26 protein-coding genes are annotated in these 22,774 nt (G+C 67.8%); 10 read left to right on the top strand and 16 right to left on the bottom strand.

Annotated features, from left to right (window positions below; genetic code table 11):
- Positions 1–68 precede the first annotated feature (68 nt).
- Complete coding sequence (locus HDA44_RS21870; protein ID WP_184837277.1) at positions 69–815, top strand: lysophospholipid acyltransferase family protein; 747 nt, start codon at positions 69–71, stop codon at positions 813–815.
- 139 nt (positions 816–954) lie between these two features.
- The gene (locus HDA44_RS21875; RefSeq protein WP_184837279.1) at positions 955–1,509 is read left to right on the top strand and encodes a hypothetical protein; all 555 of its coding nucleotides are present in this window, start codon (positions 955–957) and stop codon (positions 1,507–1,509) included.
- Positions 1,510–1,519: 10 nt separating this feature from the next.
- Here the strand turns inward: HDA44_RS21875 and HDA44_RS21880 are convergent, their stop codons facing one another.
- The 9 genes from HDA44_RS21880 to HDA44_RS21920 form a co-directional block, all read right to left on the bottom strand.
- On the bottom strand, positions 1,520–1,753 hold the full coding sequence (locus HDA44_RS21880; protein WP_184837281.1) for a hypothetical protein: 234 nt from the start codon (positions 1,751–1,753) through the stop codon (positions 1,520–1,522).
- Positions 1,754–1,766: 13 nt separating this feature from the next.
- On the bottom strand, positions 1,767–2,903 hold the full coding sequence (locus HDA44_RS21885; protein ID WP_184837283.1) for an inorganic phosphate transporter: 1,137 nt from the start codon (positions 2,901–2,903) through the stop codon (positions 1,767–1,769).
- Positions 2,904–2,992: 89 nt separating this feature from the next.
- Positions 2,993–3,991, bottom strand: coding sequence for an inorganic phosphate transporter (locus HDA44_RS21890; RefSeq protein WP_184837285.1), 999 nt, complete (start codon positions 3,989–3,991; stop codon positions 2,993–2,995).
- Positions 3,992–3,993: 2 nt separating this feature from the next.
- Complete coding sequence (locus HDA44_RS21895; protein ID WP_184837287.1) at positions 3,994–4,626, bottom strand: DUF47 domain-containing protein; 633 nt, start codon at positions 4,624–4,626, stop codon at positions 3,994–3,996.
- 140 nt (positions 4,627–4,766) lie between these two features.
- Positions 4,767–5,075: a DUF202 domain-containing protein gene (locus HDA44_RS21900; protein ID WP_184837289.1), complete on the bottom strand. Its 309-nt coding sequence runs from the start codon at positions 5,073–5,075 to the stop codon at positions 4,767–4,769.
- Between the two features lie 8 nt (positions 5,076–5,083).
- Positions 5,084–5,431, bottom strand: coding sequence for a YidH family protein (locus HDA44_RS21905; RefSeq protein ID WP_184837292.1), 348 nt, complete (start codon positions 5,429–5,431; stop codon positions 5,084–5,086).
- A complete protein-coding gene (locus HDA44_RS21910) occupies positions 5,428–6,651 on the bottom strand; it encodes a glycoside hydrolase family 3 N-terminal domain-containing protein (protein WP_202887489.1) in 1,224 nt (407 codons plus the stop codon). The genes HDA44_RS21905 and HDA44_RS21910 overlap by 4 nt, the downstream gene beginning before the upstream one ends.
- Before the next feature lies 1 nt (position 6,652).
- Positions 6,653–7,066: a MarR family winged helix-turn-helix transcriptional regulator gene (locus HDA44_RS21915; RefSeq protein ID WP_337906236.1), complete on the bottom strand. Its 414-nt coding sequence runs from the start codon at positions 7,064–7,066 to the stop codon at positions 6,653–6,655.
- The gene (locus HDA44_RS21920; protein ID WP_184837294.1) at positions 6,954–8,018 is read right to left on the bottom strand and encodes a DMT family transporter; all 1,065 of its coding nucleotides are present in this window, start codon (positions 8,016–8,018) and stop codon (positions 6,954–6,956) included. Before HDA44_RS21920 ends, HDA44_RS21915 begins: the two co-directional genes overlap by 113 nt.
- Before the next feature lie 39 nt (positions 8,019–8,057).
- On the opposite strand from HDA44_RS21920, the gene HDA44_RS21925 reads away from it, so the two are divergent.
- Complete coding sequence (locus HDA44_RS21925) at positions 8,058–8,678, top strand: TetR/AcrR family transcriptional regulator (protein WP_184837296.1); 621 nt, start codon at positions 8,058–8,060, stop codon at positions 8,676–8,678.
- Here HDA44_RS21925 and HDA44_RS21930 read toward each other — a convergent pair.
- Positions 8,675–9,220, bottom strand: a complete 546-nt coding sequence (locus HDA44_RS21930; protein WP_184837298.1) for an acyl-CoA thioesterase — start codon at positions 9,218–9,220, stop codon at positions 8,675–8,677. The two genes, HDA44_RS21925 and HDA44_RS21930, sit on opposite strands and share 4 nt — an antisense overlap.
- A 140-nt stretch (positions 9,221–9,360) precedes the next feature.
- On the opposite strand from HDA44_RS21930, the gene HDA44_RS21935 reads away from it, so the two are divergent.
- The gene (locus tag HDA44_RS21935; RefSeq protein ID WP_184837300.1) at positions 9,361–10,356 is read left to right on the top strand and encodes a DUF1444 domain-containing protein; all 996 of its coding nucleotides are present in this window, start codon (positions 9,361–9,363) and stop codon (positions 10,354–10,356) included.
- Here HDA44_RS21935 and HDA44_RS21940 read toward each other — a convergent pair.
- On the bottom strand, positions 10,337–10,960 hold the full coding sequence (locus HDA44_RS21940) for a flavin reductase (RefSeq protein WP_184837302.1): 624 nt from the start codon (positions 10,958–10,960) through the stop codon (positions 10,337–10,339). The two genes, HDA44_RS21935 and HDA44_RS21940, sit on opposite strands and share 20 nt — an antisense overlap.
- 69 nt (positions 10,961–11,029) lie before the next feature.
- Between HDA44_RS21940 and HDA44_RS21945 the strand changes: the two genes are divergently transcribed.
- Entirely contained in the window at positions 11,030–12,310 is a 1,281-nt protein-coding gene (locus HDA44_RS21945; RefSeq protein ID WP_184837304.1) for a phosphotransferase family protein, read from the top strand.
- Between the two features lie 73 nt (positions 12,311–12,383).
- Positions 12,384–13,448, top strand: a complete 1,065-nt coding sequence (gene mgrA / locus HDA44_RS21950) for an L-glyceraldehyde 3-phosphate reductase (protein ID WP_184837306.1) — start codon at positions 12,384–12,386, stop codon at positions 13,446–13,448.
- Positions 13,449–13,590: 142 nt separating this feature from the next.
- Here the strand turns inward: mgrA and HDA44_RS21955 are convergent, their stop codons facing one another.
- A complete protein-coding gene (locus tag HDA44_RS21955) occupies positions 13,591–14,448 on the bottom strand; it encodes a phosphotransferase (protein WP_184837308.1) in 858 nt (285 codons plus the stop codon).
- Between the two features lie 72 nt (positions 14,449–14,520).
- Complete coding sequence (locus HDA44_RS21960; protein WP_184837310.1) at positions 14,521–14,976, bottom strand: P-loop NTPase family protein; 456 nt, start codon at positions 14,974–14,976, stop codon at positions 14,521–14,523.
- 4 nt (positions 14,977–14,980) lie between these two features.
- Between HDA44_RS21960 and HDA44_RS21965 the strand changes: the two genes are divergently transcribed.
- Both HDA44_RS21965 and HDA44_RS21970 read left to right on the top strand, forming a co-directional pair.
- Positions 14,981–15,253 (top strand): hypothetical protein, encoded by a 273-nt coding sequence (locus HDA44_RS21965; RefSeq protein ID WP_184837312.1) that lies wholly within the window; start codon positions 14,981–14,983, stop codon positions 15,251–15,253.
- 252 nt (positions 15,254–15,505) lie between these two features.
- A complete protein-coding gene (locus tag HDA44_RS21970) occupies positions 15,506–16,159 on the top strand; it encodes a hypothetical protein (protein WP_184837314.1) in 654 nt (217 codons plus the stop codon).
- A gap of 256 nt (positions 16,160–16,415) precedes the next feature.
- Here HDA44_RS21970 and HDA44_RS21975 read toward each other — a convergent pair whose 3' ends face one another.
- Together HDA44_RS21975 and HDA44_RS21980 are read right to left on the bottom strand one after the other, a co-directional pair.
- Positions 16,416–17,393 (bottom strand): TAXI family TRAP transporter solute-binding subunit, encoded by a 978-nt coding sequence (locus HDA44_RS21975; RefSeq protein WP_184837316.1) that lies wholly within the window; start codon positions 17,391–17,393, stop codon positions 16,416–16,418.
- On the bottom strand, positions 17,390–19,414 hold the full coding sequence (locus HDA44_RS21980) for a TRAP transporter permease (protein WP_184837318.1): 2,025 nt from the start codon (positions 19,412–19,414) through the stop codon (positions 17,390–17,392). Before HDA44_RS21980 ends, HDA44_RS21975 begins: the two co-directional genes overlap by 4 nt.
- Before the next feature lie 118 nt (positions 19,415–19,532).
- Here HDA44_RS21980 and HDA44_RS21985 point away from each other — a divergent pair, with 118 nt between their 5' ends.
- Complete coding sequence (locus tag HDA44_RS21985; protein ID WP_012918592.1) at positions 19,533–20,198, top strand: response regulator transcription factor; 666 nt, start codon at positions 19,533–19,535, stop codon at positions 20,196–20,198.
- A gap of 36 nt (positions 20,199–20,234) precedes the next feature.
- Positions 20,235–21,575, top strand: coding sequence for a sensor histidine kinase (locus HDA44_RS21990; protein WP_184837320.1), 1,341 nt, complete (start codon positions 20,235–20,237; stop codon positions 21,573–21,575).
- Between the two features lie 91 nt (positions 21,576–21,666).
- Here HDA44_RS21990 and HDA44_RS21995 read toward each other — a convergent pair whose 3' ends face one another.
- Positions 21,667–22,707, bottom strand: coding sequence for a TAXI family TRAP transporter solute-binding subunit (locus tag HDA44_RS21995; RefSeq protein WP_184837322.1), 1,041 nt, complete (start codon positions 22,705–22,707; stop codon positions 21,667–21,669).
- Positions 22,708–22,774: the final 67 nt, after the last annotated feature.

Here is a 22,774-nt window from a genome sequence, read left to right on the forward strand (position 1 = left end):
GCCCTCTCAGCCCACTTCGGTGCGAGCTCCCGCGGTCTCTAGTTGTCGGCAACCACCATAATCGGGACATGCGAGACCTCGTCTACCCGCCCGTCATCGCCTTCGCGAAGACTGCTTTCACGGTGCTGGATCTGCGGATCCGCCGCACCGGGACCGAGCATGTCCCGCGCACGGGTGGCGCGCTGATCGCGCTCAACCACATCAGTTACGTCGACTTCGTCCTCGGCGGCTACGGCGCGCTGCCGAGCAAACGGCTGGTCCGGTTCATGGCCAAGGAGGTGCTGTTCCGGAACCGGTACTCGGGCCCGTTGATGCGCGGTATGCACCACATCCCGGTCGACCGGGAGGCCGGCGCGGCGTCGTACCAGCAGGCGATCCGGCACCTCGAGGCGGGCGAGCTCGTCGGCGTGTTCCCGGAGGCCACGATCAGCCGGTCGTTCCAGCTCAAGGAATTCAAGACGGGTACGGTGCGGATGGCCGCCGAGGCGGGCGTACCGGTGCTGCCGATGATCCTGTGGGGTACGCAGCGGATGTTCACCAAGGACCACCCGCGTGACTTCACCCGGCACCGCCCGATCGCGATCAGCATCGGCGCGCCGATCACGGTGACCCGCGAGGACGACCCTGGCGAGGCGACCGCGCGGCTGCGCGAAACGATGGCCGGCATGCTCGACGAAACCATCCGGAGCTACCCGGAGCAACCGGCCGGCGCCTGGTGGCTGCCGGCCGCGTACGGCGGCGGCGCGCCGACGCCGGAGGAGGCCGAGCGGCTGGACCGCGAGGAACTCGCCCGGCGGGCCGAGCGCCGCCGCTGAGCCTGGTGCGGACAAGACCTTGACCCTCGGGGCGGTCCGAGGGTACGAAAGCACTCGTTGACGAAACAGGTACCTGGGGGGTGTCTGTTCGGCGGGCCGGCGGTCGCGGCCCGTGCATTCGAACGGGCGGGGGGAAGCGGTGTTTTTCGATTCTGGGCTCAATTCCGGGTTCGATTCCGGCGAAGAAGAGCTGCACCTGTTCGACCCGGGGGCGCTGACGGTCGCGCCGCAGGTGGCCGAGCAGATCCCGGACGCCGGCGCGTTCTTCGTCGACTGGGCGATCCGTGGGCTGACCGCCGAACGCGCCCGCGAGATCGAGTCCGCCGTGAACGGCCGGCGCAACCAGAACGGCTGGTTCCCCTTGGAGACGCTGGACGCCATCGGCAGCAAGGGGTTCTGGCGGGGTCCGTTGACCTATCTGGCCCAGATGACCGCCGACGATCCGGCGATTCTGCAGCAGTGGGCGACAGATGGCCTTGCCAGTGACCAGTCGAGCCGCATCCAAGCCACGGTCGACCACCTGTTGCATCAGCAAGGTCACGCGGCAGCCGCCACTTGGGCAGTCGCGGTACGGCCGCGTACACACCTTGACGCGGAGGTACTCGGCGAGCGGCTGCTGGCCGCGTGGGAGTACAACCTCGGGTCGATCCGCAGTAAGGACGTGGCCAAGGCTGTACGCCGCTGGAACCGCTGATACGCCAGTGCTAGTGGAATTGCGGGATGATCAGGTACAGCCCGTACAGAACGGCTGCCAGACAGGCCGCGAAGCACAGTGCAGCCAGTCCGGTGTCGACGAACGACGGCTGGCGCTTCGCATCGATCGCCACCGCGCGCCGCGACATCGCATTCACCCCCAGCGCGAACAGCACCGCCACGCCGACGCCGAAGACCAGGCTGACGATCGCCACTTCACCCAGGGCACTCCAGTCGATGTGCATCGCCGTACTCCTCTCAGACCGTCGCGGCCGTCGCGGCCGGCGTCGGGGCGCTGGGGTACTCGTTGACGTTGTCCGGTGTCACTGGGCGGCGCCGGGAGGCCGCGTAGATGGCACCACCAGCAGCAACCGCCAGGATCGCGATGATCACGACACCGAGGTTCCCGGAGTCAGCCACCTCACCGGACAGCGCACCGACGACCGCAGCGGCCGGTAGCGTCAACAGCCAGGCGACGGCCATCCGGCCGGCTACTGTCCAGCGCACCTCGGCCAGCCGCTTGCCCAGACCGGCACCGAGGATGCTGCCGGAGCAGACCTGAGTAGTGGACAGCGGGAAGCCCAGGTGCGACGAGATCAGCAGCACCGAGGTCGAGCTTGTCTCCGCCGCGAAGCCCTGCGGCGACTCGATCTCGGCCAGGCCCTTCCCCATCGTCCGGATGATCCGCCAGCCGCCGAGGTAGGTGCCGAGCGCGATCGCCGTACCGGCCGCGAGGATCACCCACAGCGGCGGCCGGGAGCCCGAGGCGAGGCTGCCGGAGGTGATCAGCACCAGCGTGATCACACCCATCGTCTTCTGCGCGTCGCCGGTGCCGTGCGCCAGCGAGACCAGCGAGGCGGAGGCGATCTGACCGGCGCGGAATCCGTCGCTGACCGTCTTCTTCCGGGCCCGCGCGGTGATCTTGTAGGCCAGGTACGTACCGAGCACCGCGACCACGCCGGCCACGATCGGCGCGGCGACGGCCGGGACGATGATCTTCTGCACGACGGTGCCGAAGTGCACGGCGCTGCTCCCGGAGGCGATCCAGGTGGCGCCGATCAGCCCGCCGAAGAGCGCGTGTGACGACGAGCTCGGCAGGCCGACGTACCAGGTCATCAGGTTCCACAGGATGGCGCCGACCAAGCCGCCGAAGATCACCGGGACGGTGACCTTGGCGTCGTCGACGATGCCGCTGGAGATCGTCTTGGCCACCTCGGTGGAGATGAACGCGCCGACCAGATTGAGCACGGCCGACACGGCGACCGCGACCTTGGGTTTCAGGGCGCCGGTGGCGATCGAGGTCGCCATCGCGTTGGCGGTGTCGTGGAACCCGTTGGTGAAGTCGAACACCAACGCGGTGATGATCACCACGACGACGAGGAACGACAGGTCCATTGCGCATCACTTCCCCTACGGCGACGAGCTGCAGCCTCGATCGACCGTAGGCCTGGTGAGTGAATTCGAAATGAACCGGCCCGATGTAGTTACTCGAGAATCAGGTGGGCCAGCCCGTAAACCAGCGCGGCGACCAGGCCGGCCGCCGGGATGGTCAGCACCCAGGCGGTGACGATGCCCTTCGCGACCCCCCACCGGACGGCCGAGAGCCGCTTGGTCGCGCCCGCGCCCATCACCGCGGAGGTGATCGTGTGGGTGGTCGAGACCGGGGCGTGCAGGCCGATCGCCATCACGTACAGCACCGCCGCCGAGATCGCCTCGGAGGCGAAGCCGCGGGCCGGGTCCAGGTGGATGATCCGGCGGCCGAGCGTACGCATGATCCGCCAGCCACCGGAGTACGTACCGAGCGAGATCGCGGTCGCGGCCGAGATCTTCACCCAGAGCGGGATGCCGTCGCTCTGCTGGGCGTGCCCGGTGGTGACGAGGGCCAGGAAGATCACGCCCATCGTCTTCTGCGCGTCCTGCAGACCGTGCCCGAGCGCCATCGCGGCCGCCGACAGCGACTGCGCCATCCGGAAGCCACGCGTGGTCCGGCCCGGGTTGCTGCGCCGGAACAGCCAGAGGATGCCGACCATCAGCAGGAAGGCGCCGAGGAAGCCGACCGCCGGCGACAGCACCATCGGGATGACGACCTTGTCCACGATGCCGGACCACAGCACCGTGCTGGTCGAGGCCAGCCCGGCACCGACCAGGCCACCGATCAGGGCGTGCGTCGACGAGCTGGGCAGGCCGAAGTACCAGGTGATCAGGTTCCAGGTGATGGCGCCGATCAGCGCGGCGATCACGATCACCAGACCGTGTTTGCCGCTCGGCGTGTTGATGATGCCCTTGCCGACCGTCTCGGCCACCTCGGTACCGGCCAGGGCGCCGAGGAAGTTGAAGGCCGCGGCCATCCCGAGCGCCACGCGTGGCGTCAGCGCCCGGGTGGAGACGGAGGTGGCGATCGCGTTGGCGGCGTCATGGAAACCGTTCGTGTAGTCGAACGCGAGCGCGATGACGACGACGGCGATGACGAGCGCGAGCTCCACGCTCAGCTCTCCTTGACGGCGATCTGCTCGACCGTGTTGGCGACGTGCTCGAAGGCGTCGATCGCGGCCTCCAGCAGGTCGACCACGGTCTTGAGTTTCATCACGGTGAGCGCTTCGTACTCACCGCTGAACAGCTTGGCGATCAGCCGCCGGTGCACCGCGTCACCGGTGTTCTCCAGCCGGTTGATCTCGATCCAGTACTCGGCCAGGTCCTTCATCGTGCGCAGCCGCGGCATCGTCTCCGCGGTCAGCTGGGCGGCGCGCTGCAGGACCTCGATCTGCTCGGCGATCTCCTCCGGCAGCTTCTCCAGGTTGAAGAGGTGGATGGTGTCCACCGCCTCCTCCATGAAGTCCATCACGTCGTCGAGATCGGAGGCCAGCCGGTAGATGTCCTCGCGGTCGAACGGGGTGACGAAGGTCGAGTTGACCCGCCGGATGATCGAGTGCGTGGTCTCGTCGGCCGCGTGTTCCGCGTCCTTCATCTGGGCGGCGATCTGATGGCTGTTGGACAGCCCGGTACCGGCCGTACTGCCGAGCAGCTCCGCCAGAATCCGGGATCCGTCCACGAGGTGGTTGGCGGACTCGGTGAAAAGGTCGTAGAACGTCGGGTCGTTCGGACGCAGACGTAACGGCACTTCAAGCTCCGGATGAACGAGGGACAAACCGTGAACATGCTAGAGGGAACCTGCGGTTGACGTGGCACCCGCGGGGGTCAACGTAGCGCGTCGGGGTGAATTGGTCAGTCAGGGGTTATACAGTCGGTAACTGATCGGTTTCATCGCGTGATCACCGCGTAGAGGTCGAACAGCCCGACGACCAGGACCAGACCGGCAGCCACCCGGAGTACGTGCTCGTGGCCGAGGGCATGCACCGCGCCGCCCTTCGTACGCCGGTAAACGGCGCTCACCGCGGCCCAGCAGCCCAGCGAGAGCACCAGGACGACGATCCCGAGGCCGGTCCGGACATCCGACGAGCCGTGGCCGGAGGCAAGCAGCAGGGCGCTGTTGGCGATCAGCCCGAGCGCCGTACGCCGCCACGCGAGCAGAGTCCGCTCTGGCTGGCGACCCGGATCCGGTGTGCTCATCGCCACAGTTATCGCCACACGGAGAACAGCAGGCCGATCAGGCCGACCACCGCGATGGTTGCCCCCAGCATCAGCGGCAACCTGGTCACCGGGAGCGCGCCGCCGCGCCGGATCGCGCTCTGGTTCTGCTGCCAACGACGGAACGCACCGGCGGTAGTGACGACGCCGGCACAGACCAGAACGATGCCGATGATCCGGGCCGGCCAGCGGTCCGGTCCGAGGTCGAGAAACTGCACCGCCGACAGCCCACCGGCGTAGCAGGCCAGTGAGGTCCGCAGGTACGCCAGGTAGGTACGCTCGTTCGCCAGTGTGAAGCGGTAGTCGGGCTCCTGCTCCTCCGGCCCCGACTCGGTCATCCGCAGCTCACCAGACCGTGGTCCTGCTTCAGTGTCAGCACACGTCGCACGCTACCGGTCAGCTTCACGGCGAAGGCCGGCTCCTGCTGGGCCTTGGCGACCAGCGCGTCGACCATCGGCTCGGTCAGCGCGGACTTGGCGTTGATGACGATGTCCCCGCCGGCCGCCACGAACCGGGTCGCCCGCTGACCGGCCGGGATCGACGCGACCTCCGCGGCGGCGCCGACGTCGTCGGTGATCACCACCCCGCGCCAGCCGAGGTCGCCACGAACCATGCCCTGGACGACGGTCGGCGAGAACACCGCGCGATTGTCCGGATCGATCTTGGTGTACGTGACCGTGGAGATCATCACCATCGACGTACCGGCGGCGATACCGTCCGCGAACGGCTTCAGGTCCGCGTCGCCACGGACCGTGGTGGTGTCGACGACGCCGGCCGCGAAGTCGGTGTTGCCGCGTACCCGGCCGAGCCCGGGGAAGTGCTTCACCGAGGTCGCGACACCGGCCTGGTTCATCCCCTGCACGAACGCCCGTACGGCCGGGCCGACCTGATCGGGCGTGTTGCCGTACTCCCGGTCGAGCTTGCCGATCGGCGCGTTCTGCCCCTTCAGCGACTCGGGTACGACGTCCGCGACCGGCGCCAGATCGACGTTCACGCCGGCCTGCTTGAGCTGCTTGCCCCACTGCCGCGCCTTGGCGGTCAGCTTGCCGGCGGACCATTCGCCCTGGACCGTCGCGGCGGGCATGCGGTCGAAGCCGGAGCCTTTGAGGCGCTGGATCTGACCACCTTCCTGGTCCGCGGCGATCAGCGGCCGGATGCCCTTGACCGTGGCCGCGTCAGTCACTGCGGCCATCGCGGTGCGAGTGTGGGCGAGGCTGCCACCACTGCCGACCAGCAGGATGCTGCCGGACTTCTGACCCTCGACGACCGCTCGCTGGGCCGACGTCATGCCGTCGGCGTTGATGCCGGTCATGATCAGCTGAGCGGCCTGCTCGCGCATGGTCAGCGTCTTCAGCTTCTGGTCCACGCAGCTCGGCTGCTGCGTTGCTGATGGTGTTGAAGTTGGCGTCTGGGTCGGGGCCTGGCTCGGCGTTGTGGCTTCGGTTGTCGGCACCGAGGAGGACGGGATCGTGCTCGGGCCGGCGGTCGGCTGACCGCCGTTGCTGCAACCGGCTACGGACAGGGCAGTCAGCGCGATCAGCGTGACCGGACGCCTCATCTCAGGTCCGCTCCCACGCGGCGCGGTCGACAGTGTCGCCGGAGTGCCGGGCCAGCGTCGCGCAAACGTCGTACAGGTGCTCGACCTGCTCCGCGGTGAGGGCGTCGAAGATCGACTGGCGTACTTCCTCGACGTGACCGGGCGCGGTGTCGACGAGCTTCTGCCGACCGAGCTCGGTCAGGATCGCGACCTGGCCGCGCCGGTCGGACTCGATGCCCTCGCGCTTCACCCAACCGTGCTGCTCGAGCCGGTTCACCGCGTGCGAGAGCCGGCTCCGCGAGCCCAGCGTGGCAACCGCCAGCTCACTCATCCGGAGCCGGTTGCCCGGCGCATCGGACAGCCGGACGAGGATCTCGTAGTACGTATGCGGAATTCCGGCGTCGCGTTGTAGCTGCTGCTCGATCCGGCTGCTCACTACTCGTTGCGCCGCGATGTACGCGCGCCAGGCCTGTTGTTCTCGCTGGTCCAGCCACCGGGGTTCCGCCATCCCCGCAGCGTACTTGTTCACGGCCCCTGATCAGGATCACGGCTATGGCACAAATCAGCATGCCCAGTACGGCGAGTACGCCGATCGTCTCGCCGAAGAGCAGGAAGGCGAACAGCATCGTGGTCGGCGGGACCAGATAGAGCAGCGAACTGATGCGGGTCGCGCCGGAAAGCTTGAGGTTGACGAGGTACAGACCCCAGCCGCCACCGGTCGCGAACAGTACGAGCCAGAACACCGCTCCGTAGAAGGCCGGTTCCCGCGGAACGGTCAGCTCGTTGGTCGCGGCCGCCAGCGCGGTGAACAGTACGGCCGACGCCAGGCTCTGTACGGCGAGAGCGTCGAGTGAACTCGTAGCGGGCTTTCGAAGCCGATCGAGGCACGTGCCGGCGACCAGGCCGAGAAGTCCGGCGACCGGGATCAGGAACAGAAGTGGCTGCACGTGGCCGGCGCTGAGATCGTCCGCGACGACCAGGCCGACGCCGGCGAGCCCGAGGAACAGACCGATCCATTGCCGTCGGCTCACCGTCTCGCCCAGCAGCGGTCCCGCGACGGTCGCGATCACGAGCGGTTGCAGGGAGCCGATGAGAGCGGTGACACCGGCGGTGATGCCGTGATCGATCCCGGTGAAGATCAGTCCGAGGTACACGAACTGCGTCAGCACGGCCATCCAGACCTGGGTGACGAGATCGCGGCGTGAGATCCGCGGCCGCCGTACCGCCAGCACGACCGCCGCGATCGCGCCCGCGACCAGGAACCGCCACGCGAGCAGATCGAACGCGGACGTGTACTCCGTACCCCACCGGGCGCCGATGAAGCCGCAGCTCCAGAACACGGTGAACCCGGCTCCGGCGGCCAGGGCGAGCGCCTTGTACTTGGTCATGCGAGCGAGAGTAACCACACCGGTCGGTATACTGTCAGTATGCTTGACCAGCAGCTGAGACTGATCGTGGACCGTGAACTGGCCGCCGCGCCCCGGTTGACCCCGGCCGGCGAGCGCATTCTGGCCGCCGCGTCGACCCTGTTCTACGAGCAGGGCATCCGGACCGTCGGGGTCGACTCGATCGCCGCGGCCGCGGACGTGACGAAGAAGACGCTGTACGACCGGTTCGGTTCGAAGGACCGGCTGATCGCCGCGTATCTCGAGCGCCGGAACCGGGAATGGCACCTGTTCCTCGATGAGCAGCTCGCGGCCCGGCAGCCGTCGACGCCGGAGGAGGTGATCCTGGCGTTGTTCGCCGCGCTGACCGATTGGCTGGCCGGCTCGCGGAACGGGTGCGGGTTCATCAACGCGAGCGTCGAACTGGCCGCGCCGGACCATCCGGCAATGCCGGTGATCGTCGGACAGAAGCGCTGGCTGCGGGCCGAGTTCGAGGCGCAGGCACGGCTGGCCGGGCTGTCAGACTGCGGTGAGCTGGCGGATCGACTGCTGCTACTGCACGAGGGTGCGCTGGTCAGCTACCGCGTTGCTGCGATGCCAGACGCCGCTGAAGTCGCCACGCGCGCCGCCGCCGGCCTTCTCGAGACCTGGCCTCGCGGCTAGCGGCCTTCGCCAGCTCGCTCCTGATCTGCTTGTGACTGGTCTTCCTGCCGGGAAGCGATGATCGCGGCCCGGCGGGCCAGCCGGTGACTGCGCCGGATCTCCGCCTCCCGCAACCGCCGCCGATCCTCGTCCGTCACCGGAACCACCTGCGGCACCGCGCGCGGCTGCCCAGCTTCGTCCACCGCGACGAACACCAGATACGCCGACGCCACATGCACCTGTGGACCCACCGCGTCCCACCGATCGGCGGTGATCCGGACACCGACCTCCATCGAGCTGCGACCGGTCCAGTTCACCTGCGCGCTGAAATGCACGACATCGCCGACGCGAACCGGCACCAGGAACACCATCTCGTCCATCGACGCCGTCACCGCTGGTCCACCCGAGTGCCGCGCCGCGACCACACCCGCGGCCGAGTCGACCAGCGTCATGATCACGCCACCGTGCACCGTACCGAGCAGGTTGGTCTCGTTCTGCGCGGTGATGTGCGACAACGACAGCCGGGTCTCGGAGGTCGGCCGCGACAACGGGCTGCTGGACATACGTACTCCTTGGCGGCTGCTGGGTCCGCGGCCTGCTGCCGGGACGTGCGCAGACTAACCCGCGTTTATCCACAACTTCGGATTTCCACCCTCCCGCGGCGGCCGATCCTCGTACTTTCTCTGCCGAAGGAGGACTTCCGATGCCCCTCGAAACCACCCAACATGCCCACGGCAACAATCCCGACCACGGCGACCATGCCGACCACGCCAGCCAGGTCCTGCCGCCGTTGTCCCAGCGCGAGTCCGAGCGACTCGTCCAGCTCGCGCTGTCCACTACCGCAGACCTCGGCCTCGCCCTGACCTACCAAGGCGGTTCCACCCTGGTCGCTGCCGACCCATCAGACAATCAGGTGCTCGGCCTGAGCAACCTCGCCCGGGTCCTGGCCGGTCACCCGGAGAGCTTCTGGCCTGACTTGGTGACCGAGCACTTCACCGATCTCCTGGACAAACTCGACAAAGGCACCGCGCCGCTACCCGATGATCCGCAACGCGAGCTCGTTCAACGCCTGGTACCCCGTGCCTCCCTGCCACCCGACTGGAGCATCGACCGTCCCGAATTCGTCCCCGGCCTGCTGTCCGTCCCGGCCACGGCAGCCGACGGCATCATCACCATGTACCTGAAAGCGTCCGACCTCGGCATCAGCTGGGACCAGGCCGAGGCGTACGGTCTGGCGAACCTCCGTCGCCTGACCGACCACGTCGAGTTCTTCGACCATGACGAGTTCCGCCTCGCCGCCATCACCGGAAGCCCTTTCGCGGCGTCCCGCGCGCTCGTCCTGGACACCGTGCTTCGGGAGTCGCTCAAGGTAGAGCACGCGCCCCATGGCGTACTGGCCGCCGTGCCGGCTCGCGACACCCTCATCTTGCACGTGATCAAGGACCTCAGCGTGATCCCGGCGCTCGGCTTGATGCTGAACGTGGCCGGCCGTTGCTACAGCCACGACCCGGGGCCGTTGTCACCAGAGGTCTTTCTGGTGACACCCGATCTCGACTGGCTTCCAGCCACGACCGTGCTGCCGGATCACACCCCGCTGCGAATGTCCCCGGTGCTCGAATCCCTCACCAAGCAGCTGGCCGACCACGAACTCGGAAAAGATGCCCCGAGCAACAAATGTGTCAGTGATCCGGAGGTGTGAAATGCCCAGGCCAATCGGCGTACCTGATCCGCTTGATCGAGCGGATCACGCCCAACGTACTCCACTCGTCCTTGCCGAGCCTGGCCAGCGGACGGAGCCGGCGTACTTCCGGATGGTCGCCGTCCAGCATCGCCGCATCCACCGCGATGTGCCGGACCCGGCCGATCACCAGCGTGCAGTCGCCGAGTTCGAGGGTTTGGTGCAGCGTGCATTCGATCGCCACCGGCGACTCCGCCACCCGTGGTACGCCGACGGTCCGGGACGACTCGGGGCTGACGCCGACCGCTTCGAACTCCGACACCTCCGGCGGGAAATTCGTCCCGGACGCGTTCACCTGCTCGTACAGTGGCTCGGCGGCGAAGTTCACCACGAACTCGCCGGTCGCCTCCACGTTGTTCAGGCTGTCCTTCCGCCCGACCGAGGTGAACTGCACCATCGGCGGCTGCACGCAGGACACGGTGAAGAACGAGTGCGGCGCGAGGTTCAGCACACCGTCGGCCGAGCGGCTCGACACCCACGCGATCGGGCGCGGCACGACCACGGAGTTGAGCAACGCGTAGAACTCACGCCGCCCGACCGCCTCCGGATCAACATCGACACGCACAGTGGCAGTACATCAAACTCGGTGCACGTGAACCGCACCGGTGGCCGACCTGAACGACGGAGAACCAGCTTGGGCGAGCAGCAGGACTTCCTGGACCAAATCACCGCGATCGCGCGCCGGCACGGCGTCGAGCCGTCGCAGATCGAAGAGGTCCCGGGCGGCGTGGCCAACCGCGCCTTCGTCCTCGGCGCCGACCTGTTCCTCCGAGTCTCCCGCCCCGGCTTCGAACAAGATCTCCACAAAGAAACCCAGGTCGTCCCGATCGCCTGCCAGGCCGGCGTCCTCACCCCCGCGATCGTCGACTACGACCCCACCCTCCAACTGATCCCCGCCCCCTACGCGGTAATGCAACGAGTCCACGGCACCGAACCACACACCACCCCCACCACCCTCGCCGCCGAACTGGCCCACCTCCACCAACTCCTCCCCACCACCACCCCACCGTCCCCACGCCCGCACCCGCTTTCGCCCCCGCTCTCGAGCCCGCCCCCGCAACCGCAGCCGCTTCCGCCCGCGCTCTCGGACCTGGCCCCGCAGCCGCTTCCGCCCCCACTCACGAGCCCGTCCCCGCGGCCGCTTCCGCCCCTCCTCCCGAGCCCGCCGCCGCAACCGCCCCAGCTCTCGAGCCCGCGCCCGGCTGACGAGGGAGCCGACTGCCTGCTGGCGTTCATACCCGGCCTGCCTGAGGACGACTGGGGTGATCCGCACCGCACGGTCGACGACCTCGCTACCCGGGGCTACCTGGACCCAGACACGGCCAACTGGCTCACCACCTGCTTCACCCGCCTCGCCGACCGCTTCGACCGAACCGGCCCGAAGGTCCTCATCCACGGCGACGTTGCCACCCACAACCTCCTCGTCGCCCCCGACAACACCCTCCGCGCCCTCATCGACTGGGGCGACGCCGCCTGGGCCCCACCCGCCATGGACTTCGCCAAACTCCCCCTCCCCGACGTAGCCACCCTCCTCCCGCCCTACCTCCACCACACCAACCAGTCGTCCTCGTCACCGTCCTCTTCCTTCTCCTCCACCGTCACCTCCTCCCCAACCACCACCACTTCCTCCTCCACCACTTCCTCCTCCACCACTTCCTCCTCCACCACTTCCTCCCCAACCACCTCCGCCTCCGCCACCGCCTCCGCCTCCGCCTCCGCCTCCAGCCGACCCGTATCCGAGGACGAGCTGGCCGCGGGCATTCTCTGGCTGCATCTGTCCTGGGCTCTCTCGAAACTCCCGGCCGCCCCGTGGCCGAACCAGCGGCACTGGACCGCTCCACCGGCCAGTCGGCTCCTCGGGGTTCTTCGGTTCTTCGCCGGCACCCCACCCGAACCCTGGTCCACCCTGCTCTGACCACACAGATCAAGAAGGCCGGGTTCTTGATGTCAGAGCCACGGTTTCTGCTGGAAAACAAGGGGGTTTGCACATGTTGGGACATGGGGCAGACTGTGGTTCCGTGACTGACTACGTGGCGGCTGAGGGCCGGTATGACGACCAGATGAGCTACCGCCGGACGGGACGGAGCGGGCTGCAACTGCCGGCGATCTCGCTGGGCCTGTGGCACAACTTCGGCGACGACAAGCCGTTCACGACGCAGCGCGACATCCTGCGCCGGGCGTTCGACCTCGGCGTCACGCACTTCGACCTGGCGAACAACTACGGCCCGCCGTACGGTTCGGCCGAGACGAACTTCGGCACGCACTTCGCCCGCGACTTCAAGCCGTACCGGGACGAGCTGATCATCTCGTCGAAGGCCGGATACGACATGTGGCCGGGTCCGTACGGGCAGGGCGGCGGCTCCCGCAAGTACCTGCTCGCCTCGCTCGACCAGTCCCTGAGCCGGATGGGCCTCGACTACGTCGACATCTTCTACTCGCACCGGTTCGACCCGGACACGCCGCTCGAGGAGACGATGGGCGCGCTCGACACCGCGGTCCGTTCGGGCAAGGCGCTGTACGCCGGCATCTCGTCGTACTCCGCGGACCGGACCCGGGAGGCGGCCCGCATCCTGCAGGAGCTCGGTACGCCGCTGCTGATCCACCAGCCGTCGTACTCGATGCTCAACCGCTGGATCGAGGAGGACCTGCTCGACGCGGTCGGCGAGCTGGGCGTCGGCGTGATCGCGTTCTCTCCGCTGGCGCAGGGCGTGCTCACCAACCGGTACCTGGACGGCATCCCGTCCGATTCCCGCGCGGCCCAGGGCAAGTCGCTCAACCCGGACTCGCTCACCGAAGACACCCTCAAGCACGTCCGCGCCCTGAACGAGATCGCCAGTCAGCGCGGCCAGTCGGTGGCTCAACTGGCGCTCGCCTGGACCCTCCGTGACGACCGCGTAACGAGCGCCCTGATCGGCGCCTCCAGCGTCGCCCAACTCGAAGACAACCTCGCCACCGTCCGCAACCTCCACTTCACCCCCGAAGAGCTGGAAGCCATCGACGCCGACGCCGTAGAAGCCGGCATCAACCTCTGGAAGAAGAGCTCCGACGCCTGACAACCACCTCAGGCGGCCTGTCCCGACCCAAACCCACCCGACCCCCGGCGGTGCGCCGAGAACACGCCGAGGGGCGTGGTCCGGTACGCGACGTCCTGCTGCAGGGGGTCGGGTTCGGGCACTGGTCAGTAGGAATGTTGCTTTACCAAACGACCTCATCGAGCGCCGGCCAAGGAGGCCCTTCCCGCAGTACGCGAAGAAACGCCACTCCCGATTCCCGGCCGCTCGGGTGCTGGTCGCCGACACTCCAACGATGCGTTGCGACGATCGCGAGTACGACACCCCTGCACGCGCCGACCAGATCATGATCGGCGTCGGGGTGGTGCCGGCTGACCTCACTTGGCACCCAAGCCAGGTCGTACTCGACGGGCCCGCGGGCGGTGTTCTCGAAGTCGATGAAGAGCGGGCCGCTTTTCGTGTCGAGGATGTTCAACGGGTGCGGTTCGCCGTGCAGTAGCTGTTCGGCGCCGCGCCGGTTGACGATCGACTGACCCAGATCGTGCAGCGTGTCTGCAAGCAGCGTCCGGTCCGGATCCGTGAGATCGGGCGTGATGTCACGGCTGGCAACGTCTCTTCGAGTAGACGCCACTCGATCCATGAAGTGTGGCGTCGTGACCTCGATCCGCCGCAGGCCGGCGTGAAGACGAGCGAGCGTCCGCGCGTACTCGGCCGGTGGAAGCATTCGAGACCGGACAGGTTCGACGTAGGCCCACAGGGCGATCTTGAAACCGTCACGCACGAAGACCCGTGGTTCGACCCGAGGCTCGAGTGGAGCGACCGGGCTGCCCGTACGCGCCAGCCGCCGCACGAGTTCAACCTCTTGCTCCGCGCTGGCGAAATGCGTCGTGGGGGTGACTCGGGCGACGGTGTCGCAGGGCATCAGGCGGATGACGAGCCGGTTGGAGTCGCTCAGAACGATCGCGTCATCGACGGCCAGCCCGAGATCTGAGGCGGTCGACCTCGCCGCGACCACCGCACGCCGCACGTCAGTTACCTCCATCGCCGCATCCCCTTCCCACACGCCGTACGTCAGTTACCTCCATCGCCGCATCCCCTTCCCACACGCCGTATGTCAGTTGCTTCCATCGCCGTGTCCTCTCCCCGCGACGTCGGGCGAGCCGTCCAGGAATTTCCTGATCGCCCATTTGGACTTGAGGACGTGCCGGTTCGTGTGTTGCCCGTGGCTGGCGATGATTGCTTGCTCGTGTTCGAGCTCCCCGTGCCGGTTCCGCAAGATGAGCGGGACGAGGCGCCATTCAGCACGCAGCCGTTGCCAGGCCGAGTACTCACAGCCTTCAGGCAGCGTGTCCGGCATTCGGCAGCCGCGCAGCAGCGCGCGCACGGCGCACCGCCACCACGAGGTGGCCAGGACCACCACGGTGTCGGCGCGTTCAAGCCGGAGATCGAGCGTCTCGGCGTAGTTGCCGTCGACGATCCAGGCGTTGCCGGCCAGCAGAGCGCGTTGTTTTTCGCGCCACTCGGCCTCTGAAGGTTCGGTCCAGCCTGGCTTCCAGAAATGGAGATCCAAGTGGATGAGCGGCAGTCCGGACCTGACCGCGAGCGCCCGGGAGAACGTGGACTTCCCGGCTCCGGCCATCCCGGTGACGATGATGCGGCGTTGCGTTTCGTTGGGGTACATGACACCTTCGCAGGTTTGCGGTGGTGCCAGGTTCGACTACCCGAAGGCTGTCCGCGTCGTGGTGTCGAAGCTGGCAAATGGCCATCTGCGACACGGCAAGTTCAAGGATGCCCAGCTGGCATCGCATTGCTGCATTCCCGCGCAGCACGCGACGACACGTCCGTAACTACCGTGTCAGCGCGTGCCCGGCCGGCCGGGCAGGTCGCGAAGCACCCGACCCCAAACGCCTTGCGTCATGAACAGCCTCTCCAACGAAGGTCTACGGACGGGCCGACAACCGCCAACCGTCCGTCTGCAGTGATTCTAACCGGTCGCGCGGCAGCTGCCAGTGGGTTTGAGGTTACGGAGCGGGGTGGGGTGGTTGCGGGGCCGGGCGGATGGGGGGACGCTGGGAGGAGTACCTCTGGAGGTGGTTCTCATGGCCGCTTCGACGCTGGAGATGGCGCTGGGTTATGAGCATGCGCGGATTCGGGAGTTGGCGGAGCCGGCTCATCATCCGGCGGCGGCGCATCCTGAGCGGCGGCATCAGACGGACTGGTTCTACGCGATCGCGGCGCAGCATCTGGCCGCGGCGGAGGATGTGTTGCTGCCTCGGGTGCGGGAGTTGCCGGACGGGGCCGCGATGGTGGTCAGGTACGTCGGGAACGCGAAGGAACTTGAGCGTTCGCTGCGCTTCCTGAAGGGACGGCAGTACGGTGACAGCCGGTTCCTGCATCTGCATCACGAAGATCTTTGGCAGCACATCGATCGACTACTGACCGAGCACGAGGCGATGGAAGCGTCGTGCAGCCGGCAACTGTGCGAGCACCTGGATGACTCGCGCGTGAACGCGCTGACCGAGGATCTGTTGGAGGCCGAGGAGGTCGCGCCGACCCGCGCGCACCCATCGTCGCCGCATACCGGACGGGTCGGGCGGATCGCGCACCGGATGTGGCGGATGGCGGACAGCGCCTGGGACAGCGCCGAAGGACGCGTCGTGCCGATCAAGTACCACGCCCACCCGAAACGGGATTCCGCGCTCTCCCACTACCTGTACGGAACCCCGATGCCCCGCGAAGAGGAACCCCACTAAGACCCTCAGCGGTGGTGAGAAAGGTGACCGGGCCCGCCCCTTTGGATGCCTCCGTGGGGGTGGGCCCGGTCTGCCGGCTCTCACTGCGCCTGGTTGTGGGGGCCGGCGTTGGTCCCGGCATCGCTGCGCCTGTTGTGCGATGTCGGGTCCGTCGTCCTCTCCCGCTGCGCCTGGTGTGCGGAAAAGGACGGTCTCTGGGGCGGCCGTAGAACCAGCTCCGGTACCCCGGTGCCCGTACGGTACGGCCGGTATGCGGTCATCTCAGTCCATCGATGGCCTTCTTCGCGCCGGGGTGCAGCGGCACCGGGTCGGTTTTGTCGGCGTTGTCGAGCGTGATGCCCTTGGCGGCCGCGTTCACGGCGACCAGCGCGTCCAGGTTGTCGTAGACGACCTTGGTGAGCTGCTCAGCCAGGTCGTCCTTCATGTCCTTGCGGACCAGCAGCACGTTCGGTACGACGATGGTCGGTACGTCGGCCGCCTGCTTGTACGTCGCCGCCGGGATCGGCGCCTGCGCGTAGACCGAACCGTACTTCTCCTCCAGCTTCGGCAGCAGGTCGGCGATCGGCAGCAGTTTGACGCCCTTGCCCATGCTGGTGACCAGGTCGGTGATCCCGCCGGTCGGCAGCCCGCCGGACCAGACCAGCGCGTCGATCGAGCCGGACTTCATCGCGTCCACGGACTCCGGCAGCCCGAGCCGCTGCGCGGTCACGTCCTTGGCCGGGTCGAGTCCGGCAGCCGTGAGCAGGCGGCGCGCGATCACCTCGGTCCCGGAGTTGGGCGAGCCGGTCGAGACCCGTTTGCCCTTCAGGTCCGCGATCGAGTTGATCCCGGCCGAGGTACGTACGGCGACCTGCGTGTAGTTGTTGTACAGCCGGGTCAGCGCGACCACGTCCTGCTTCGAGGTGAAGCTGTGCTCACCCTTGACCGCATCCGAGGCCGTGTCGCCGAGCGAGAACGCGATGTCGTAGTTGCCCGCCACCAGGCCCTGGATGTTCTGGACGGAGGCCCCGGTCTCGCTGGCGGTGGCGCGATAGCCGGACACCTTCTGCGAGATCACCGATGCCAGCGCGCCACCGAGCTGGTAGTAGACACCCGTCGTGTTGCCGGTCGCGATCGTCAGCCGGCCGCCGGACGCGGTACCGGACCCGGAGGGCTGGCGCTGGCCGCCACAGGCGGTGAGCGCGACGACGGCTGCGATCGCCACCGCGGCGGTGGGGAGGCGACGGAGTCTCATGAGGCAACGGTTCCTTCCACGGAAGAGGCCTGGCGCTGCCGCCGGACCAGGTTGAGGACGACGGCAACAAGTAGCAAACAGATTCCGGCCGTGATGGTTACGGGCGCGAGGTAAAGCAGTAGCGCCGCGGCCGGTACGCACACCGCTCGCTCGAGCCAACTGGCCTTCACGAACACCCATCCGCCGGTGACGACCGCGAGCGCCGCGACGGCGAGCATCGACACCAGCGTCGTCCACACCATGCCGACCAGCGAACCCTGACCGAGCAGGTACGAGCCGTTGTCCGTGAGTACGAACGCGAACGGCACCAGGAACGCCGGCAGCGTGTACTTCCACGCCTGCCACATCGTCGGCATCACCTTGCCGCCGGTGATCGCGGCGGTCGCGACGGCGGCCAGCGCGGTCGGCGGCGAGACCTCGGAGAGGACTGCGTAGTAGAAGATGAACATGTACGCCTCGGGCTGCGTGACGCCGAGGTGCACGAGCGCCGGCGAGATGATCACCGCCGCGATGATGAAGGACGCGGTCACCGGCACGGCGAGTCCGAGGATCAGTACCGCGATCGCGGACAGCAGCACGGTCAGGATCAGTACGACGGTGTGGTTGTCCGTCACTCCACGCGCGGCCCCGACGATGATCTCGGCCAGGTTCAGCCCGAGACCGGTCTGGGTGGTGACGGCGACGATGATGCCCGCGGTCGCGCAGGTCGCCGCCACCGGCAGCACCGAACGGGTGCCTTGGGCAAGCGCATTGAACAGCGGCCGCGCGGTCAACCGGTGCTCGCGGTCCAGGAAGGACAGCGCGAACTGGATCACCACCGCGTACACGACTGCCTTGAACGGCGGGATGTCGACCGCCATGAACGCGATGATCACGAACAGCGACAGGAAGTGGTACCCGAACCGCAGCAGCAACCGCCACGCGGACTGCTGCGAGGTCTCCGCCGAGGTGGTGCCGTGTTTGCGGGCGTCGATCTCGATCGCGAGCAGGATGCCCAGGTAGTACAGGATGGTCGGGATCACCGCGAACCCGAGCACCTTCAGGTACGAGACCTGCAGGAACTCCGCGATGATGAACGCCGCCGCGCCGAGCGTCGGCGGGGACAGGATCGCCCCGATCCCGGACGCGGCGAGCATGCCGCCGGCCGGTTCCGGCGGGTACCCGGCGCGGCGCAGGATCGGCCAGGACACGGTCCCGAGCGACACCGCGGTCGCCGTCCCCGATCCGGACACGCTGCCGAGCAGGAACCCGGCCAGCGTGACCGTACGCCCCGGCGCGGTCCGGCTGCGCTTGAACGCGGCGAAGGACAGCTCGATGAAGAACTTGCCCGCGCCCGAGTAGTCGAGCACCGCGCCGTAGATCGTGAACAGCACGATGTACGAGGCCGCGACGTTCAGCGGCGTCCCGTAGAACCCGGCCGTACCCATCGTGAACTGCGCGATGATCGCGTCGAAGTTGAATCCCTGATGCGCCAACGACCACGTGTACGGCAGGTAGCCGCCGTAGTACGCGTACGCGATGAACAGCAGGCTGAACGCCGGAAGCACCCAGCCGGTCGTCCGGCGGCATGCTTCGAGCAACAGGATCAGCAACAAGGCGCCGGTGATCACATCCAGCGTCGTCGGCTCCTGCCGGCGTTCGAGAAAACCGTCGAAGCCGAACAACGGGTACACGCACACCGCGAGCGCCACGATCGCGAGGATCCAGTCGATCAGCCCAGGATCATCGTGCGTACGCGCCTTGAAGGGGTTGAGCACCGCGGGCACCTTGATCCCGCGGTAGCAGAGCAGGGTGATCGGCAGGATCGCTGCGAGAAAGATCACCAGGTAGAACTGCGTGCCTTGTGGTAAAGGGAAGAACACCTGCGCGAGTACGCCGACGCTGATGATCGCGCACCAGACCGAAATCACCAGATTCAGGGCAGGGCGCAGCCGCCGAGCGGGGCGCTCCTGCTCGTACTCGGCAAGTTCCTCCGCGGAAGGCGCCGTCACGCCACTCCCGCTGTCAACACCGACAGTCATCGACCGGCTCCTTCCTGTGCCCGGAAGGCTAATGTTGCCGAACACTGCGTGGAGTCACGTGATTACGTCTTTACCAAGATCTGACACATCGGGCCGTGACCTGGCCTACGATCACCGCATGAGTGGCGCGGTCCGGATTCTGCTGGTCGAGGACGATCTCGATATCGCCAATGCGCTGATACCCGCGTTGCGGCGGTACGGCCTGATGGTGACGCACGTCCGGACGGCGGCGGACGCCCTGGCGGCGGACCCCGGCGATCTGGTCCTGCTCGACCTGGGGCTGCCGGACGGGGACGGCATCAACGTCTGCCGGCAGATCCGGACGGTCTCGGACGTACCGGTGATCGCGGTGACGGCGCGTGGCGAGGCGGCCGACCGGGTCCGCGGGCTGCGCAGCGGGGCCGACGACTATGTGGTGAAACCCTTTGCGATTTCCGAGCTGCTGGCCCGCATCGATGCTGTACTACGGCGTACCGGTCTCTTGCAGCCCCGCCCTCGGGTGACTGTCGGCGACCTGACCGTCGACATCGAGGCCCGAACGGTTCAGGTGGCGGACAAGCCCATCAGCCTGACCCGCAAGGAGTTCGACGTGCTCGCAGTGCTGGCCGCGCACCACGGCCGGGTGGTCCCCCGGGAACAGGTCGCGCTGTACGCCTGGCAGTCGGTGTTCGAGGCGTCGTCGCGGACCATGGACGTACACGTCGCCAGCCTGCGCGCCAAACTCGGCCGGCCGGAGCTGGTCCAGACCATTCGCGGCGTCGGTTACCGCCTCGGTTCGGACTGACCGTTGCGCCGTCGACTACTGCAGTCCCTCGTCCCGATGGTCGTTGCGCTGGCCATCGTCGCCGTCATCCCGCTGGCGAACTTCATCGCCACCAGCACCTCACGCACGCTCTTCCTGTCCCGCAGCAACGACGCGGACTGGTTCGCCACGATGGCGGAGTCCCCACTGCAGACCGGTGACATCGCCAACCTGCGCGAACTCGCGGTCCGGTACCACGAGCTGTACAACACCCCGGTTTTCGTCGTGGACGTCGACTCCCGGGTCGTGGCGACGTCCGAGTCCGGCGTGAACGTCAAGGAAGACGACATCGCGGCCGTACTGCACAGCTCGCTGGCCGGCCGGCTGCCACCCGAGCCGCCGGCGATGTGGCCGTGGCGGACCGGTGAGATGGTCGTGTCCCGTCCGGTCGTCAACAACGGCAGCGTGCTCGGTGCGGCCGTGCTGCGGGTGCCGACCGACAAGGCCCGCGACCAGGTACAGAGCGGGCTGTTGCTGCTCCTGGGCGGCCTGCTGATCAGCATCGGCGCCATCATCGTCGGTATCGTCCGGCCGATCACCCGCTGGGTACTACGCCCGCTGCAGGACCTGGACAACGCTACTCACCAGATCACCAGAGGCGCTCTGGACACCAGGGTGTCGACCGACGGGCGCGCACCGGAGCTCCGGCGGCTGGGCGACAGCTTCAACTCGATGGCGCTGAGCCTGCACCAGGCGAGGCAGCGCGAGCGGGAGTTCGTCGCGGACGCGTCACACCAGCTGCGTACGCCCCTGACGTCCGCGCGCATCCACATCGAGGGCCTGTCCCGGCTGTCGCCGACCGCGCGCTTCGCGCTCAGTGACATCGACCGGCTCGGCCGGATCGTGCAGCGGCTGTCCCGGCTGGCCGGTTCGGACCGTCCGTCGGCCGATGCCGACGGCAACGAAGAGCCGCTGGACCTGGCCCAGGCGGTCAAGGAGCGGCTGGTCGGCTGGAAGGCCGTGTACTCCGCCGACGACCTGGAGCTGATCATCGGCGAGATGGTTCCGGGTGGGGTCGCGCCCGAGCTCGAGGTCGACGACATCCTCGACGTGCTGCTCGACAACGCCTCCAAGTACGGCGCGCCACCGGTCGAGGTGTCGGTCACCCGGGACGGTACCGAAGTAGTGCTGTCGGTGCGTGACCACGGCCTGGGGCTCGGCTCGCGCGATCTGAAGAAGGTCGGCGAGCGGTTCTGGCGCAGCGCGCACCACCGCGAGATGCCGGGTACCGGGCTCGGCCTGGCGATCGTCCGCTCCGAGGCGGCCCGGGTCGGCGGCCGCGTGGTCGCCCGCCCACCGATCGGCGGCGGCCTAGTCATCGAGGTCCGCGTCCCCCTGATCGACGACTACGACGCCTGAGCTTCTCCACTGCTGTTGTGGGTTATCCACCGTCACACCGGTGGAGAACCCACCACACCAGTGGATATCCACCGGTGTGAGCGGCTGGGGGTCAGATGTGGTTCTGGCGGTACCAGCGTTCGGCGGCGGGGTGCAGGGGGACCGGCATGGTCGCGATGGCGGAGCGGGGGTCCAGTGCGCCGGCCTCGGGGTGCTGGGGGATCAGGTCGTTCTGGCGGCGGAAGAGGGTGTTGACCGTCCACCACGCCCAGGAGTCGGACAGGTTCGGCTTGGCGATCAGATAGTTCGGTACGGCCAAGGTAGGCACTGAACTGGCCAGGCCGTACTGCGACGGCGGGATCGACGACACCACGAAACCGCCGAACTTCTCCAGCGCGATCTTCTCCGCCACCGTGCCGATGTCCAGCAGCCGGAAGCCGGTGGACTTCTGCAGCCCGGCGATCGGCGCGGTCGGTACGCCGCCGCTCCAGATGAACGCGTCGATCCCGGACTTGGACGTACCGTCCGCCTTGTTCTGCAGGGAGGTGACCGACTGCTCGAGGGTCAGGTTCACCCGGGTCACGTCCACGCCGGCCGCGTCCAGGATCATGTCCGCGACGATCTGCGTGCCGGACTTCTTCGGGCCGACGCTGACCGTCATCTTCCGGGCCGGGGTGGCCGGGTCCGGGTTCAGGTCCTGCAGGCTCTTCGCCTTGGACGCCATCGGTACGACCACGTGCACGTAGTTGTCGTACACCCGGGCCAGCGCGCTGAACTTGAGCCGGTTGCCGCTGAACTGACCGCTGCCCTCGTACGCCGCCAAGGCCGAGTCCGACGTGCAGAATCCGAGCTCGGCCTTGCCGGTGGCGACGTCGACCAGGTTCTGTACCGAGCCGTTGCTGGGCATCGGCTTCAGCTCCATGCCGGTCACCTCGCTGACCAGCGTGCTGAGCGCCGCGCCGAACTCGTAGTACACCCCGCCCTTGTTGCCGGTCACGAACGTCGCCGCCTCGGACGGCGCGGGCTCGTCGGCGCGGCCGCGCGAGCAGCCGGGCAGCAGCAGCGCCGACGCGGCGGCCGCGCCGAGGCCGAACATGCCGCGCCGGGTCAGCCCGGGTTGCCGGTCAGGGGTCAGCAGGCGGGGGCGATCCATGCAGACAACCTAGACAACAACCGGGCCGTGGGGTAGCCAGGTCCGCGGCCCGCAACCCAACCGCTAC

This window comes from Kribbella solani, from assembly GCF_014205295.1.
In the GTDB taxonomy this organism is placed as follows: Bacteria; Actinomycetota; Actinomycetes; order Propionibacteriales; family Kribbellaceae; genus Kribbella; species Kribbella solani.